16 protein-coding genes and 2 pseudogenes are annotated in these 14,252 nt (G+C 57.8%); 9 read left to right on the forward strand and 9 right to left on the reverse strand.

The genetic code is table 11. The features are described 5' to 3' along the window. Positions 1-232 precede the first annotated feature (232 nt). The 3 genes from JJD74_RS28505 to JJD74_RS28515 all read right to left on the reverse strand — a co-directional run bounded on the left by JJD74_RS28505 (position 233) and on the right by JJD74_RS28515 (position 2,501). The gene (locus JJD74_RS28505; RefSeq protein ID WP_078481990.1) at positions 233-1,141 is read right to left on the reverse strand and encodes a YeeE/YedE thiosulfate transporter family protein; all 909 of its coding nucleotides are present in this window, start codon (positions 1,139-1,141) and stop codon (positions 233-235) included. A 79-nt stretch (positions 1,142-1,220) separates the two neighbouring features. Next, on the reverse strand, positions 1,221-1,370 hold the full coding sequence (locus tag JJD74_RS28510; protein WP_161493052.1) for a hypothetical protein: 150 nt from the start codon (positions 1,368-1,370) through the stop codon (positions 1,221-1,223). Positions 1,371-1,535: 165 nt separating this feature from the next. Continuing rightward, the gene (locus JJD74_RS28515; RefSeq protein WP_078481971.1) at positions 1,536-2,501 is read right to left on the reverse strand and encodes a LysR family transcriptional regulator; all 966 of its coding nucleotides are present in this window, start codon (positions 2,499-2,501) and stop codon (positions 1,536-1,538) included. A gap of 110 nt (positions 2,502-2,611) precedes the next feature. Between JJD74_RS28515 and gtdA the strand changes: the two genes are divergently transcribed. From gtdA to JJD74_RS28560, 8 genes and pseudogenes are all read left to right on the forward strand, one after another. Then, positions 2,612-3,661 (forward strand): gentisate 1,2-dioxygenase, encoded by a 1,050-nt coding sequence (gene gtdA, locus JJD74_RS28520; protein ID WP_198834213.1) that lies wholly within the window; start codon positions 2,612-2,614, stop codon positions 3,659-3,661. 15 nt (positions 3,662-3,676) lie between these two features. Further along, complete coding sequence (locus tag JJD74_RS28525) at positions 3,677-4,375, forward strand: fumarylacetoacetate hydrolase family protein (RefSeq protein ID WP_078481973.1); 699 nt, start codon at positions 3,677-3,679, stop codon at positions 4,373-4,375. 50 nt (positions 4,376-4,425) lie between these two features. Further along, entirely contained in the window at positions 4,426-5,778 is a 1,353-nt protein-coding gene (locus JJD74_RS28530) for an MFS transporter (RefSeq protein ID WP_078481974.1), read from the forward strand. Continuing rightward, entirely contained in the window at positions 5,765-6,406 is a 642-nt protein-coding gene (gene maiA / locus JJD74_RS28535) for a maleylacetoacetate isomerase (RefSeq protein ID WP_078481975.1), read from the forward strand. The genes JJD74_RS28530 and maiA overlap by 14 nt, the downstream gene beginning before the upstream one ends. 240 nt (positions 6,407-6,646) lie before the next feature. Continuing rightward, positions 6,647-8,290: an ABC1 kinase family protein gene (locus JJD74_RS28540; protein ID WP_078481976.1), complete on the forward strand. Its 1,644-nt coding sequence runs from the start codon at positions 6,647-6,649 to the stop codon at positions 8,288-8,290. A gap of 501 nt (positions 8,291-8,791) precedes the next feature. Continuing rightward, entirely contained in the window at positions 8,792-9,139 is a 348-nt protein-coding gene (locus tag JJD74_RS28550; RefSeq protein WP_177346358.1) for a ketoacyl-synthetase C-terminal extension domain-containing protein, read from the forward strand. Next, a pseudogene (gene istB, locus JJD74_RS28555) lies at positions 9,129-9,602 on the forward strand (IS21-like element ISPre4 family helper ATPase IstB); the annotation flags it as partial. The gene JJD74_RS28550 and the pseudogene istB, both read left to right, overlap by 11 nt. A 361-nt stretch (positions 9,603-9,963) precedes the next feature. Continuing rightward, positions 9,964-10,428, forward strand: a pseudogene (locus JJD74_RS28560) (recombinase family protein); the annotation flags it as partial. Positions 10,429-10,480: 52 nt separating this feature from the next. On the opposite strand, the gene merE reads toward JJD74_RS28560, so the two are convergent. The 6 genes from merE to merT are packed head-to-tail and all read right to left on the reverse strand — an operon-like array spanning position 10,481 to position 13,628. After that, positions 10,481-10,717: a broad-spectrum mercury transporter MerE gene (gene merE, locus JJD74_RS28565; protein WP_001087809.1), complete on the reverse strand. Its 237-nt coding sequence runs from the start codon at positions 10,715-10,717 to the stop codon at positions 10,481-10,483. Further along, a complete protein-coding gene (gene merD, locus JJD74_RS28570) occupies positions 10,714-11,079 on the reverse strand; it encodes a mercury resistance co-regulator MerD (protein ID WP_003465059.1) in 366 nt (121 codons plus the stop codon). Before merD ends, merE begins: the two co-directional genes overlap by 4 nt. A 16-nt stretch (positions 11,080-11,095) precedes the next feature. After that, on the reverse strand, positions 11,096-12,742 hold the full coding sequence (gene merA, locus JJD74_RS28575; protein ID WP_000136268.1) for a mercury(II) reductase: 1,647 nt from the start codon (positions 12,740-12,742) through the stop codon (positions 11,096-11,098). After that, positions 12,739-12,984: a mercury resistance system transport protein MerF gene (gene merF / locus JJD74_RS28580; protein ID WP_000654684.1), complete on the reverse strand. Its 246-nt coding sequence runs from the start codon at positions 12,982-12,984 to the stop codon at positions 12,739-12,741. Before merF ends, merA begins: the two co-directional genes overlap by 4 nt. A gap of 2 nt (positions 12,985-12,986) precedes the next feature. Further along, complete coding sequence (gene merP, locus JJD74_RS28585) at positions 12,987-13,262, reverse strand: mercury resistance system periplasmic binding protein MerP (protein ID WP_000735441.1); 276 nt, start codon at positions 13,260-13,262, stop codon at positions 12,987-12,989. Between the two features lie 15 nt (positions 13,263-13,277). Next, positions 13,278-13,628, reverse strand: a complete 351-nt coding sequence (gene merT / locus JJD74_RS28590; protein WP_001294667.1) for a mercuric ion transporter MerT — start codon at positions 13,626-13,628, stop codon at positions 13,278-13,280. 71 nt (positions 13,629-13,699) lie between these two features. On the opposite strand from merT, the gene merR reads away from it, so the two are divergent. Further along, complete coding sequence (gene merR / locus JJD74_RS28595) at positions 13,700-14,134, forward strand: Hg(II)-responsive transcriptional regulator (protein WP_000429838.1); 435 nt, start codon at positions 13,700-13,702, stop codon at positions 14,132-14,134. Positions 14,135-14,252 lie beyond the last annotated feature (118 nt).

Raw genomic sequence — 14,252 nt, forward strand, 5'->3', positions numbered from 1 at the left:
TGCAAGTCGAAATTCTCCCAACACTCATCGCTTGGGCAAATACCCCAGTACAGCAAATAATCGCTGATACCAATACTCGAGGGTAGTTCGCTACCCACGCGCTCCTGACTCAATTCGCAGATCCGCGTACCAGCACTGAGTAAGTTATCGCCGGTGAAGCCCTGCGCCTGTCACATTGACTCATGCGCTAAACGCGGACCACGGGACTATGTGGAAACTGCTGCGCTCAGCATCAACTCATACCGCGTTTTTTGCACCACAATGACACCATAATACCTGTGACGATGGACACCAATGGAATGCTTGATTCAACAACTAGTGTTGGAAATACCAACAGTATTTGCGAGTCGTTACCACCGAGCATCATCGAGGCCCCAGCCCCCATCAAAGTACCCGCCAACAAATGAACGCCCGCCTTTTGAGGGGTAAAGGCCTCGAAGCGGAACGTTTTTCTATACAAGGTAAAACTCAGCATGCCTGCCAGCAACGTAACAAACACCGCAATACGCCGAGCGCTAACCGATGTATCGTCCCAGAACATCTGCGAAACATTGTAAAAGAACACACTGGGTGTCCATAACGGCTCGAACGTGTAGAGCGCACTTGTCAGCGCACCCAGTAGCATACTGGACAGCACAAGGTGTTTATTACCGTGTATGCGGACCAGGAACATCAGCACCAGCGCTACTACCCCGATCAAAAGCCAGTAATGCTGGCTGGTAATTTCCGGCACCAGAATGACCTTCTGTTCGTGGGTCTTGTGCATGTAGTACCAAAGCACGATCCCCAGGACCCAGCCGATCATCGTGAACGCTTTATTGACATCGCCACAGGCAAACTTAGTCAGCGTGCCTACGCTGCAACCGTTGTTCAGCACCGATGCCACTCCGAACAACAAACCTCCCAAAACCAGCAAAGGATAGGAAATGCCGGGCGAGTACAGCGGCAGGTTGGCCTCGGAGAAACGATAGAGGGGTGCCAGCATCAATCCAAACAATCCACACGATGTCAGTGCCAGAAACAACGTAGGGCGCCCAGCCAGCAATTGTCCGCTCGCTTTGACAAGGCACATGCCCATGCGCTGCGAAATCCAGCCAATCAGGAATGCTAATACCAACGCCATCAGTAAAGAGAAAACCATGTTCGTGCGCCACTGCTGATTTGGATGATGGGAGCCCGCGTAGACGACATGGCCAGCAACTTTCCATGTCGGGCATCCGTTAAAATTTTTCCACCATCAGCACCGTCTCAAGCCCGTCAAAAACGCGTGTGCTTGCAAGGAAGTCGCCAACAGCTTCGAAGCCCGCGTTCTTGTATGCCTTGATGGTCTTAAGGTTCGACTTGCCAGGATCAATGATGTTACCAGGCATAACGGGACGTCATCCTGATGCCTCTATTACGTCACTTAAGGATGCTTCGATCAACTCGCCGCTGTCTCGCGGGAAGTCGATAACGCTCCAGAGCGCATCGCCATTATCGGGGAAACGTCATGCACACATCTAACCTTTTAAGCTGTCAGGCGTATTCAGCGGGTTTCAATTACGCCCCTTTCTGGTTTCGGTGGTAAGAAACGAATTCAAGCGTCCGGGTTGACAGCCGGCGGCATGGCGTAGGCTAGCCATAAGGTCGGGTAGGGCCACGTCAGTGAACGGTTCGTCACGCCAGCACATACCCAGGGAGCCTGTGGCATCCAGCTCAAAGTCCAGGCTTACCAACAAGCCGCGCAGGGCGAAGTGTTCAGCTACTCGTTCGGAAGCTACTGACAGTAAGTCGCTGTATTGCAAAAGCCACAGGTTGCCCACCAGTGAAGAGGATTCTATGCGACATGGCAGTGGCGGACGCCCTGCGTGGGCCAGGGCCATATCCAGTTTGCTGCGGATGGGGCTGGTGGTCGGCCATAGAATCCAATTGACGTTGTACAAGTCGTCCCAGGTCAGCCCTGTTCGCTGAGTCAAGGGGTGGTCTGCGCGGCAGACGATACGCATTTTTTCATCGTATAGCCGCGCGCTACGCAGCGTGTGGGATGGGACGTAACTGTCGAGACGGCCGACCACCAGGTCCAACTGGCCGAGCTCCAGTCGTTCGAGCAAGGCCGTCATGGTGTTTTCTTCCAGGTCTACCTGGGCCATGGGATGGCGCCGCAAAAACTCCATGATGGCGGCCGGTACCAAGTTGGGCGCCGAGGCGGCGGATGTGCCAATAGCCACCCGCAAGGTGCTGGTGCCTTGTAGCGTGTCAAGGTTGTGACGGGCACGCTCCATTTCACTGAGTACCCGCCGCGCATGGGCTAGTAGAGTCAAACCGTGTGCAGTGGGGTTCAAGCCTCGAGCATGGCGTTCGAACAAAGGCGCGCCGATGCTTTCTTCGAGATCCTTAAGCCATTTGGATAACGCAGGCTGGGTACTGAAACACGCTCGGGCAGCTTCGCTGATGCTCCCGGTTTCGGCGAGGCTGACCAACCATTTAAGGTGTTGCAGACGCAGGCGACGAGTCCAGCTCATGAGCGTATCCATATGTAGATTGGTATGGGTTTATCTTAAAATAGCATTATTCACATATAGGTAGTCACAGGATACTCCTAAGGACTCGGTTTCAACCTGTAGGTGTATCCATGAACAACAACATCACTGCCGTACGGGAAGATTTTTACCAGCGTATTGATCGCCTGGGTCTGTTTCCGCTTTGGGAACGCTTGCACAATCTGGTTCCTGCGGAGCCAGCCGCGGCCTGCGTTCCGGCCCTGTGGCGCTATCGCGAGCTGCGCCCTTTCCTGACTGAAGCTGGGCAACTGATCAGCGCCGAGGAGGCTGTGCGCCGAGTGTTGGTGCTGGAAAACCCGGCTCTGCGTGGGCAGGCTTCGATCACTTCCAGCTTGTACGCTGGACTGCAACTGATTTTGCCCGGAGAGACCGCTCCGAGTCATCGTCACAGCCAATCAGCGCTGAGGTTTGTGGTCGACGGGCAAGGCGCATTTACCTCGGTAGACGGTGAGCGAACCACGATGTCACCCGGAGATTTCATCATCACACCCTCCTGGACATGGCATGACCACGGCAACCCAGCCGCCGACGAAGGTGGTGAACCCGTGGTGTGGCTCGATGGCCTAGACATACCCATGGTGCGTTTCTTCGATGCCGGCTTCGCCGAAAACCATCAAGTTCCGGTCCCGCCCCTGACTCGGCCTGAGGGCAATAGTGGGGCCCGCTATGGCATGAATTTATTACCCATGCGCTATGAGTCCAGCTCACGCACCTCGCCGATTTTCAATTATCCCTACGCCCGTACCCGGGAAACTCTCGACACCCTGTTGCGCCAGGAACCGCTGGATTGCTGGGAGGGTATCAAGTTGCGCTACGTCAACCCGCTCACGGGGGGCTGGCCGATCCCAACCATCGCCGCGTTCATGCAGCTATTACCCAAAGGCTTTCGCGGCCAGCCGTATCGCAGCACCGACGCCTCGGTATTTTCTGTGGTGGAAGGCAGTGGCAGTGTGTGCATCGCCGGGCAACGCCTGAACTTTGAGCCCAAGGACATATTCGTGGTCCCCAGTTGGGCCCAAGTCAGCTTGGCGGCGGATCAGGAGTGCGTGCTCTTCAGCTTTTCCGACCGCCCCGTGCAGCAGGCGCTGGGGTTGCTGCGTGAATCGCGCGAGTCTTTTTAAAACCTGGAGATGACCATGACTTACATTTTTCAACCGCAGCAGCCGACGTCGCTTTTTATCCAAGGCCGTGACGAGCTGTTTGCCGTGCGCCGTGTCTATTGTGTGGGGCGCAATTACGCCGCTCATGCACGGGAAATGGGGTTTGACCCTGACCGCGAACCCCCGTTTTTCTTTTGCAAGCCGAGCGATGCAGTTGTACCCGTGGCGGAGGATGAGGTCCTGACGCTGAAATATCCGACGCAAACCAGTAACTACCACTACGAAGCCGAACTGGTTGTCGCCATCGGCAAGGGTGGCAGCAACATTCCCCAGGAACAGGCCAATGAGCACGTCTGGGGCTATGCCGTTGGTCTCGATATGACCCGTCGCGACCTGCAACTGGAGATGCGCAAGGCAGGGCGTCCATGGGAAATCGGTAAGGCTTTTGATCACTCGGCGCCGATTGCACCCTTGTGGCCAGCTACGTTGGTTGCCCACCCGAAGCAGGCCGGATTGTGGCTCACGGTCAACGGTGAAGACAAACAGCGCAGCGACATTGCACAACTGATTTGGTCCGTGCCGGAAATCATCGCTTACCTATCCCGTTACTTCGAATTGCAGCCCGGAGACCTAATCATGACCGGTACGCCCGAAGGCGTGGGCCCGGTGGTAGCCGGCGACCTGATAGCCGCCGGAATTGACGGTCTCGGTCAGCTGCGTGTGCAGGTGATTTGAGCCTGTTTATCAATGGGTAACCCCCGTCCACTCGTTGCAGGAGCGATGTAATGTCATCCACTCATAATAAGAAGAGCGTGGACGTGCAGGCGTTTATCGATCGCCATCCGATGTCAGGCTTTCAGTGGCGCATCCTCATACTGTGCTTTCTGGTTGCGACGCTGGACGGTTTGGACACGGCTATCGGCGGCTTTATCGCACCTGTACTGCGCGAGGAATGGGCGCTGACGACCGCGCAGCTTAATCCGTTGCTGGGCGCGGTATTACTGGGATTGATGCTGGGGGCCTTTGCTGCCGGGCCCTTAGCTGACCGCTTCGGGCGCAAGATGGTGCTGTTAGTCTCGGTGCTGTTTTTTTCCGGTTGGAGTCTGGCCTCGGCGACAGCGGGTGATGTGCAAACACTGACGGTATTGCGGTTTCTCACGGGTCTGGGGCTGGGCGGAGCGATGCCCAATGCGATTACCCTGGTCAGCGAATATTGCCCAGTGCGCCGCCGCTCGTTAATGGTCACCCTGATGTTCTGCGGATTCACCCTTGGCTCAGCCTTGAGCGGGGTACTGGTTGCCCATTTGCTGCCACTTGTAGGCTGGCGCGCAGTGTTGATGCTGGGCGGGTTGTTACCGTTGTTGTTTTTACCCATGCTAATGGCGTGGCTGCCCGAATCGGTACGGTTTTTGATCGCCAGGCGCATGGTGCCCGACAGGGTGACGGACATCTTGCGGCGCATTGCTCCACTGCCAGCCAATGTGCAACTTGAGGTGCCTCCACAGGCTAAAGATTCACCCGTGCGAGAGATCCTTCAAGGGCATTTGAAATACGGAACCTTGCTGCTATGGGGGACGTTTTTTACGGGGTTCATGATCATCTACCTGCTCACCAACTGGCTGCCGACCCTGATCCGCGAGACGGGTCAGGCGATGTCGGACGCGGCGCTGGCTGGTGCAATGTTCCAGGTCGGTGGAACGCTGGGGGCGATTATCCTTGGCGCAACCATGGATCGCATTGATGCCTGGAAAGTGCTGACTACGGCGTACATCGGCGGCACGTTGACGTTGTTGGCCATCAGCCAGTTCTATCAGCATTTCTCAGTGCTATTGGCATGCGTGGCCGCCATGGGCTTTTGTATCAGCGGCAGCCAGGTTGGAGCCAACGCCCTGGCGGCGAACTTCTACCCGACTACCAGCCGTGCCACTGGTGTTGCTTGGTGCCATGGGGTCGGACGCATCGGCTCGATTGCAGGCACTTTGGCTGGCGGCACCTTATTGAGTGCCGGGATTGGTTTGAACGGTATTTTTCTTTGGCTGATGGTGCCAGCGCTACTCGCAGCGACTGCTGTTTTTTTAATGGGTCGGCGTTATCGCGCCCTACCCAAGATAAAAGGAGAATACGGTGCAATTGTATAATTTTTTCAACAGCTCCACCTCATGGCGCGTGCGCATAGCGCTGGCACTCAAGGGTTTTGACTACCAGCACCAGGGTATTAATATCCGCGTCGGCGAGCAGGCAACGGCCTCGTTTTTGAAACTAAACCCGTCACACAGCGTACCTTTGCTGATCACGGATGATGGTCAGCCGATCAGCCAATCCCTGGCAATCATTGATTATCTGGACAACCTCAGTCCACACGCGCGACTGATCCCGCTAGAGCCTCTGGCCCGCGCCCGCGTATTGGAAGTGGCGAATCTAATAGGTTGTGACATTCATCCCCTGAACAACCTACGTGTGTTGGGTTACCTGAATAAACAACTGGCAATCAGCGATCAACAGAAAGAGGCGTGGTACAAGCACTGGATCGAAGAGGGAATCAAGGCGTTGGAAACTATGTTGAGCCGCCATGGCAGCGGCAGCTACTGTTTTGGCGACAGCCCGAGCCTGGCCGATTGTTGTCTGGTACCTCAGGTGGCCAATGCATTGCGCATGGGCTGCGAACTTCAGCGGTTTGAGCAGGTTTTGACGGTTTACCAATTGTGTTTGGAGCATCCAGCTTTTATAAAGGCGCAGCCTCACAATCAGCCTGATTACATAGGCTGAAAGCCAATTACAGTGATTTCACGTCTGAATCCCTCCAGATTAGTAGAAACTTTGTGCCTTAAAATGAGGCCGATCAGGGGGAGCTAATAGCCCCCCGTATTACCCGAAAGAATTCAAAGCCCAAGCGGTCAATCAACTGATCGAAAATGAGCTGCCAGTGTCCAAAGGTGCATCCAGGCATCGAGTTCTGGAATTTCGCTGTGTGCACGACACGATAGAAAAACCTGGGGGCTACTCGCTATGCTCGAATCAACTTGGACCGCACTCAAGCACCATCAACGGGGGCGTGAAATTGTTACTATCCTCGCCAGTTTCGGGGCTCAGGATGTGCTATTCCGTCTGGGCCTGGGACGGCTGGTGGGGGGGGCTGAGCCCGTCGGCAGCCAACCAACTGACGAGGGCACCCCACAGCGCGTGAGGCGAGCGTTGGAGGCGTTGGGGCCAACGTTTGTCAAGCTTGGGCAGATCCTTGCAAGTCGCGGCGACATCTTGCCGGCATTGTGGATCGAAGAACTCGAAAACCTGCACAGCGGCGCGGCAACGTTGACTTGGGAGCAGTTGCAAGGCCAGGTTCTTGAAGACCTTGGTGCTGAGCTTGATCAGGTGTTCGCCGAGTTCAATACCACTCCTCTTGCGGCAGCATCGATTGCCCAGGTCTATCGGGCGCGCCTGCTCAGTGGTGAGGACGTGGTGGTCAAAATTCAGCGCCCTGGGTTGCGACGTAAAATGACTGCCGACCTGCAACTGCTGGAAAGCGTCGCCCTACTGATTGAAGACAACGGCGCTTTGGCGCAGTACCAACCGCGCAAGATGGTCCGACAACTGGCTCGAGCGATGTTGGAAGAGCTGGATTTTACTCAGGAAGGCCTTAACTGTGACGCCGTAGCGGCTAATTTCTCGCAGCAGCCGCACATTGTCATCCCGCGTATTTATTGGGCCCATAGTAGCGAGCGGCTGCTTGTACAGGAATATCTTCCCAGCTATACCCCGCTGGAGCGCCAAGCTCTGATCGAGCAAGGCTTGGACCCGAGCCTGCTGGCCAGCCGTGGCGCACGTGCATTTATAAAAATGCTCTTGGAGGACGGTGTGTTCCATGGTGATCCGCACCCAGGCAACCTCAAGGCCATGAGTGGTAATCGTGTCGGTTTTATTGACTTTGGCATGGTTGGTCGTCTCGACGAGCGCCGACGCCTTGAGGTGATGAGCTTCATGCGCGCATTGACCGAGAACAATAGTGATGCGCTGGTGACTGTGCTAATCGACTGGAGCGGCAATGGTGTGCAGAACATACCCGCCATTGAACAGGCCGCCCGCGAATACATAGCGCGCCATGGTGGCAAGGCACTGAACATGAGTGCGCTCATTGAAGACTTTCTTGATTTGATGCGCGAGCACCAATTGCTCTTACCGCCTGATTTGTTGGTGCTGTTCAAGGCCCTGGTGACTGCCGATGGTGTGCTGACGCGTCTGGACCCGGAATTAGACCTTATCGCCACAGCCAAGCCGGCCATCGTCAAAATGCTCCGGGAGCAATTGAGTTGGAGGATGACAAAGCGCCTGGGCCTCGATGGCCTTGAGTTGGGACGCGGCCTGCTGGGTGACTTGCCGCAACTGGCGCGACTGCTAGTCAACCGGCTCAAGCACGGAGTGCTGGAAGTGCGCATGGATCTGCCTGGGCTAGAGCGTCTGGAGCGCTCATTGCGCCTGGCCTCCACAAGGCTTTCCTTAGCGTTGCTGATCAGTGCCTTGGTGATTACCTTCGGTCCGCAGATCGCTGCAGTGGGGCCCGTGTGGGCGGGCTTGCCGATACTCAGTTGGCTGGCGGCGATTGCCACGGCGGGTGGTCTGGTGGCGTTTTTATGGAGTTTGTTTAAAAGTTCTTAATTGGACTACAACGCTCAGGGACTGATCTCGTTGATCAGTAACAGTCCTCTCCTTTCTTAGATGCACGGAGTATTCGGTACTCAGGGCACAAGTTATGCACTGGGCGGAGCTGAATGGACTACTGGTCTGGGTCTAGCTATTGGTGCCTGGTCACCGAGGATCGCACCGATAGCCGCCGTCGGCTACTGTCTGTTTTACCTGACAACCTCCACTCTACTCTTGACTGTTCCAGGTGGCTGGAGGCTTCGGCAGGTGGTTTTCCAACCATGACCGGCATCCGCGCGTTTTTGATCAAAGCACCTAGTGCTGCTGGCCGGTTCGCTGGTACTGGTCAAGAATGCGGCGCAACAACTAACGACCCCCTTCAAAAGCGCTGTCAGCGGTCGGCAAGTCTTGGTTGACTGATATTGCTGACTTGGTGCGGCTTGATGGGTGGATCAACGGGCGCGCCGTCCTATCAATGGCGGCTGTACCACCAAGTAAGCCGCCTTAGGTGTCAGCGTGATCTATGTGGCGCACGTGGTTACTGGTGAGGAGTTGGCGTCCGGCATGGCGGCGTTGTTCAAGGTGATTGATGCGGTAAAACAGCAGCAACTGCCGGGCATACCTGGGTATCAACAACTCAGCCCGGCGATCACGCTCGATCCGCAGCAACTGTCGCTCGCGTCCGGGAACCTGCCATGGCCGGCGGTGCAGGATGCCGACGGCAACGAGCTGCCACGTCGGGCGAGCATCAACAGTTATGGTTTTGGCGGCGTCAATGCCCATCTGGTGGTGGAGGAATTTGTTGATCATCTGCGTGTAACTGCAGCTGATATCGGGCCGCAACTGATCCTGTTGGCTGCGTGACGGCCTGAACCTGATCATCGGCGGCCCGACAGGCGTAGGCAAAACGTGGCTCGCCTGCGCGCTGGCCCATAAGGCTTGCCGGGACGGTTACAGCGTGCGTTATCTTCGTCTGCCTCGCTTGATGGAAGAACTGGGCCTGGCCCACGGCGACGGTCGCTTCGCCAAACTCATGGCGGGTTATGCCAAGACCGATCTGCTGATCCTGGACGACTGGGGCCTTGCACCGTTTACCGCCGCGCAGCGGCGCGACATGCTGGAACTGCTGGACGACCGTTACGGAAACCGCTCGACGCTGGTGACCAGCCAGATGCCGGTGAATAAGTGGCATGCGCTGATCGGTGATCCGACCTTGGGCGATGCGATCCTAGACCGGCTGGTGCACAACGCTTACCGCATCGAACTGAAGGGCAAATCGATGCGCAGGCGCGCAACGAAATTGACTGCAACCGGGACTTCAGACTAACAATGCGAACCTGCGTCGCTGCGCTCCGACTGCCTCTCCAAGTGAGCGTGGAATGAGTGTCCAAATGATCGTGGGCTGAGTGTCCAAGTGTTGTGGAATCCGCACTCTAAAACCACAACTGATGCAGTTGCGGTCGTTTCCGTCAGAAAAATAACATCATGACTGAGTGGGGGCTTTTCCGCCCCATCTGACTCCTCGGCTTCTGATCCTCCGCTGTGACAATCTTTATTCTTCGAAAAACCCCATCATTTTTTGTAAATTCAAGATTTGTGACAGAGTTTATTAATTTTTTGCCACGCAGGTTTTGGCTGGAGGCCTCGAAATAAAAGGGGGCTTGTGACAACCTTTATTCCTAGGACACAGCTGCCTGAAGGCGTTGCGAACTGGCGACACACTGGTCGTGTGGAAACTGGATCGGCTCGGACGCGACCTGCGACATCTCATCAACACCGTGCACGACCTGACTGGGCGCGGCATCGGCTTGAAGGTATTAACCGGGCACGGCGCGGCCATCGACACCACGACCGCCGCCGGCAAGCTGGTCTTTGGCATCTTCGCCGCCCTGGCCGAGTTCGAGCGCGAGTTGATCGCGGAGCGCACGATTGCCGGCCTAGCCTCGGCCCGCGCGCGCGGGCGGAAAGGCGGCCGGCCGTTCAAGATGACCGCCGCCAAGCTGCGGCTGGCGATGGCGGCAATGGGTCAGCCAGAGACCAAGGTCGGCGACCTGTGCCAGGAACTTGGCGTCACGCGGCAGACCCTGTATCGGCATGTTTCACCCAAGGGTGAGCTACGTCCAGATGGCGAGAAGCTACTCAGCCGAATTTGATGCCGGCATGAGGCAACGTAGCGACAGCGTGGTTTGTCTCAATGGGAAGCGCTCATGATCGATCTTTGAAGGCCCGCAGCAGTCGTGTCACAGACAGGACGAACAAACCGGTCAGCGTGAGGGCTGCGATACCCCAGTACTCTCCGATGAACGCGCCGGCCGTCGTGCCGGCCAGCACAATGGCGAGAATCGGCAAATGGCAGGGACAGGTGAGCACGGCCAGCGCGCCCCACAGGTAGCCGGTGATCGGTTTGTGCGTCTCGGACGGCAAGCGCTCGGGGCTGTTCATGGCAGACTCTCCGCGTGCTGTGCCGGCTCGGTCGGCATGGTGGCCAACTGCACCTCCAGATCGGCCAACGCTTCGCGCCGACGCTCGACGAACTGGCGCAGAACGGCAAGCTGCGCGGCCGCTTCATCGCCGTCCGCAGCATCCAGCGCCCGGCACAGCCGCGCCAGCGCGTCCAGGCCGATGCCCGCCTCGAAGGCCGCCCGCACGAAGCACAGCCGTTGCAAGGCGGCATCATCGAACAGGCCATAGCCGCCCGGGGTGCACGCCACCGGACGCAGCAATCCGCGCAGCAGGTAGTCGCGCACGATATGCACGCTCACCCCGGCATCAAGGGCCAGCCGGGACACGGTGTAGGCGCTCATTGAAAACCTCCTTTTTTTATCCAGCGCAGCAGGAAAGCTGCTTCACGTCCTTGTTGAAGGTCTGCGCCGCAAGCTTCAACCCCTCGACCATTGTCAGGTAGGGGAACAACTGGTCGGCCAGTTCCTGCACCGTCATGCGGTTGCGGATGGCGAGCACCGCCGTCTGGATCAGTTCGCCCGCTTCCGGGGCCACCGCCTGCACGCCGATGAGCCGTCCGCTACCTTCCTCGATGACCAGCTTGATGAAGCCGCGTGTGTCGAAGTTGGCAAGCGCTCGCGGAACGTTGTCGAGTGTCAGCGTGCGACTGTCGGTCTCGATGCCATCGTGGTGCGCTTCCGCCTCGCTGTAGCCCACGGTGGCGACTTGCGGGTCGGTGAACACCACTGCCGGCATCGCGGTCAGATTGAGGGCTGCGTCGCCGCCGGTCATGTTGATCGCGGCACGGGTGCCGGCGGCCGCTGCCACGTAGACGAACTGCGGCTGGTCGGTGCAGTCGCCGGCCGCGTAGATGTTCGGGTTGCTCGTGCGCATGCCTTGGTCGATAACGATGGCCCCTTGCGCATTGACAGTGACCCCCGCCGCGTCCAGCGCGAGGCTGCGCGTATTCGGTGCCCGACCGGTGGCAACCAGCAACTTGTCAGCGCGCAATTCACCGTGTCCGGTGGTCAGCACGAATTCGCCGTTCACATGGGCGACCTGGCTGGCTTGCGTGTGCTCCAGCACCTCGATGCCCTCGGCGCGGAAAGCGGCTGTCACGGCCTCGCCGATGGCCGGGTCTTCCCGGAAGAACAAGGTGCTGCGTGCCAGGATCGTGACCTGGCTGCCGAGCCGGGCAAAGGCTTGCGCCAGTTCCAACGCCACCACCGACGAACCGATCACGGCCAGGCGTGCGGGAATGGTGTCGCTGACAAGCGCTTCGGTGGAAGTCCAGTAGGGTGACTCTTTCAGGCCCGGAATCGGCGGCACGGCCGGACTGGCACCGGTGGCGACCAGGCAGCGGTCGAACGTTACCTCGCGCTCGCCACCCTCGTTCAAACGGACGACCAGGCTCTGGTCGTCCTTGAAACGCGCTTCACCGTGCAAAACGGTGATGGCTGGATTGCCGTCCAGGATGCCTTCGTATTTGGCGTGCCGCAGTTCATCGACACGGGCCTGCTGCTGGGCCAGCAGTTTGCTGCGGTCAATCGCAGGCACAGTTGCCGCAATACCGCCGTCGAACGGACTTTCCCGGCGCAGATGGGCAATATGGGCAGCGCGGATCATGATCTTGGACGGCACACAGCCGATATTGACGCAGGTGCCGCCGATGGTGCCGCGTTCGATCAGCGTGACCGTCGCGCCTTGCTCGACGGCCTTCAGCGCCGCCGCCATCGCGGCCCCGCCGCTGCCAATGATGGCGATATGCAAACCGGCGCCCTCAAGTGCATCACGGATTTTTGGTTCATCTTTGAAATCACCAACCCGGATCGAGCCTTGATAACCCAATGCGGCGATGGCGGCCAGCAGTTGGTTGTGGCTCACGGCGGTGTCTGCCATGACTTGCGCGCGGCTTTCTGGATAGGACACCACAGCGGCATTCACGCCGGGAATCTTTTCCAAAGCATCTTTGACATGGGTGGCGCAGGATGTGCAGGTCATGCCATTCACGGTGATTTCGGTCATTTTTTTACTCCATTGAATTTCGGGGTGCAGCAGGCATCGGCTTGGCGTTTTCGTTGGATGGCGTAGATGGTCAAGCCGATGAAAATCGCCAGCGCAGGCAGCAGCACATAGTCCAGATAGCCGGTCAGCGCGGACAAGCCGACCACACCGAGCAAAATGACCAGAACAGGGGTGAAGCAACACAGCGCCACGAGGGTTGTGCCAATGATGCTGACCCGCAGCAGTGTCTTCGGGTCTTTCATGATCAGTTCTTGACTGATGATGGGTAGCCCGCATCCTCGGTAGCCTTGGTCAGTTTCTGCACGCTGGTCTTGGCATCATCGAAGGTGACCACCGCTTCGCGCGTCTCGAAGGTCACGTCAACTTTACTGACGCCATCGACCTTGGAAATCGCCTTCTTGACAGTGATCGGACAGGCCGAGCAGGTCATGCCCGGTACGGACAGCGTAACGGTCTGGGTGGCGGCCCACACGGGGGCAACAACGGCAGCGAGGGCAAGGGCGGAAAGCAGCTTTTTCATGGTGAACTCCTGTGATCAATAGAAAAATGGCACGACGTAGGGAAATCCGAGCGCGACCAAAACCAGCACGGCCACGCCCCAGAAAATGAGCTTGTAAGTAGCTCGCACTTGGGGAATCGCGCAAACCTCACCCGGTTTGCAGGCGGCTGACGGCCGGTAGATGCGCCGCCAGGCGAAGAACAACGCCACCAGCGCCACGCCGATAAAGATGGGGCGATAGGGTTCCAACACCGTCAAGTTGCCGATCCAAGCGCCGCTGAACCCCAAGGCGATCAGAACCAGCGGCCCGAGGCAGCAAGCCGAGGCGAGGATGGCGGCCAGCCCGCCAGTGAAGAGCGCGCCGCGCCCGTTTTGAGGTTCAGACATACGTTTGTCCTTTCGAATCTGAATTGGATAGCTTAAGCTTACTTCCGTAGTTATGTACGGAGTCAAGCGATATGGAAAACAATTTGGAGAACCTGACCATTGGCGTTTTCGCCAGGACGGCCGGGGTCAATGTGGAGACCATCCGGTTCTATCAGCGCAAGGGCTTGCTCCCGGAACCGGACAAGCCTTACGGCAGCATTCGCCGCTATGGCGAGACGGATGTAACGCGGGTGCGCTTCGTGAAATCAGCCCAGCGGTTGGGCTTCAGCCTGGATGAGATCGCCGAGCTGCTGCGGCTGGAGGATGGCACCCATTGCGAGGAAGCCAGCAGCCTGGCCGAGCACAAGCTCAAGGACGTGCGCGAGAGGATGGCTGACCTGGCGCGCATGGAGGCCGTGCTGTCTGATTTGGTGTGCGCCTGCCATGCGCGGAAGGGGAACGTTTCCTGCCCGCTGATTGCGTCACTGCAAGGGAAGAAAGAACCGCGCAGTGCGGACGCGGTGTAGCCCGAGGGAACTACGCCTTAGCGTGCTTTATTTTCCGTTTTCTGAGGCGACTCCAACGTCAGAAAAGACCGTGCGGTCGACTTTTGATATTTCGTGCTGTCGCCTTCTGAAAGTGACA

Origin of the sequence: Pseudomonas sp. MF6776 (genome assembly GCF_016613125.1) — a bacterium.
Taxonomy (GTDB): domain Bacteria; phylum Pseudomonadota; class Gammaproteobacteria; order Pseudomonadales; family Pseudomonadaceae; genus Aquipseudomonas; species Aquipseudomonas iridis.

Excerpts from the sequence above, each read along its gene's own strand:
- merD (WP_003465059.1), bottom strand. The coding sequence starts at position 11,079 with ATGAGCGCCTACACCGTGTCCCGGCTGGCCCTTGATGCCGGGGTGAGC.
- JJD74_RS28525 (WP_078481973.1), top strand. The coding sequence starts at position 3,677 with ATGACTTACATTTTTCAACCGCAGCAGCCGACGTCGCTTTTTATCCAA.
- merP (WP_000735441.1), bottom strand. The coding sequence starts at position 13,262 with ATGAAAAAGCTGCTTTCCGCCCTTGCCCTCGCTGCCGTTGTTGCCCCC.
- JJD74_RS28540 (WP_078481976.1), top strand. The coding sequence starts at position 6,647 with ATGCTCGAATCAACTTGGACCGCACTCAAGCACCATCAACGGGGGCGT.
- JJD74_RS28510 (WP_161493052.1), bottom strand. The coding sequence starts at position 1,370 with ATGCCTGGTAACATCATTGATCCTGGCAAGTCGAACCTTAAGACCATC.
- merE (WP_001087809.1), bottom strand. The coding sequence starts at position 10,717 with ATGAACAGCCCCGAGCGCTTGCCGTCCGAGACGCACAAACCGATCACC.
- gtdA (WP_198834213.1), top strand. The coding sequence starts at position 2,612 with ATGAACAACAACATCACTGCCGTACGGGAAGATTTTTACCAGCGTATT.
- merR (WP_000429838.1), top strand. The coding sequence starts at position 13,700 with ATGGAAAACAATTTGGAGAACCTGACCATTGGCGTTTTCGCCAGGACG.
- JJD74_RS28530 (WP_078481974.1), top strand. The coding sequence starts at position 4,426 with ATGTCATCCACTCATAATAAGAAGAGCGTGGACGTGCAGGCGTTTATC.
- merA (WP_000136268.1), bottom strand. The coding sequence starts at position 12,742 with ATGACCGAAATCACCGTGAATGGCATGACCTGCACATCCTGCGCCACC.
- JJD74_RS28515 (WP_078481971.1), bottom strand. The coding sequence starts at position 2,501 with ATGAGCTGGACTCGTCGCCTGCGTCTGCAACACCTTAAATGGTTGGTC.
- merF (WP_000654684.1), bottom strand. The coding sequence starts at position 12,984 with ATGAAAGACCCGAAGACACTGCTGCGGGTCAGCATCATTGGCACAACC.
- merT (WP_001294667.1), bottom strand. The coding sequence starts at position 13,628 with ATGTCTGAACCTCAAAACGGGCGCGGCGCGCTCTTCACTGGCGGGCTG.
- JJD74_RS28505 (WP_078481990.1), bottom strand. The coding sequence starts at position 1,141 with ATGGTTTTCTCTTTACTGATGGCGTTGGTATTAGCATTCCTGATTGGC.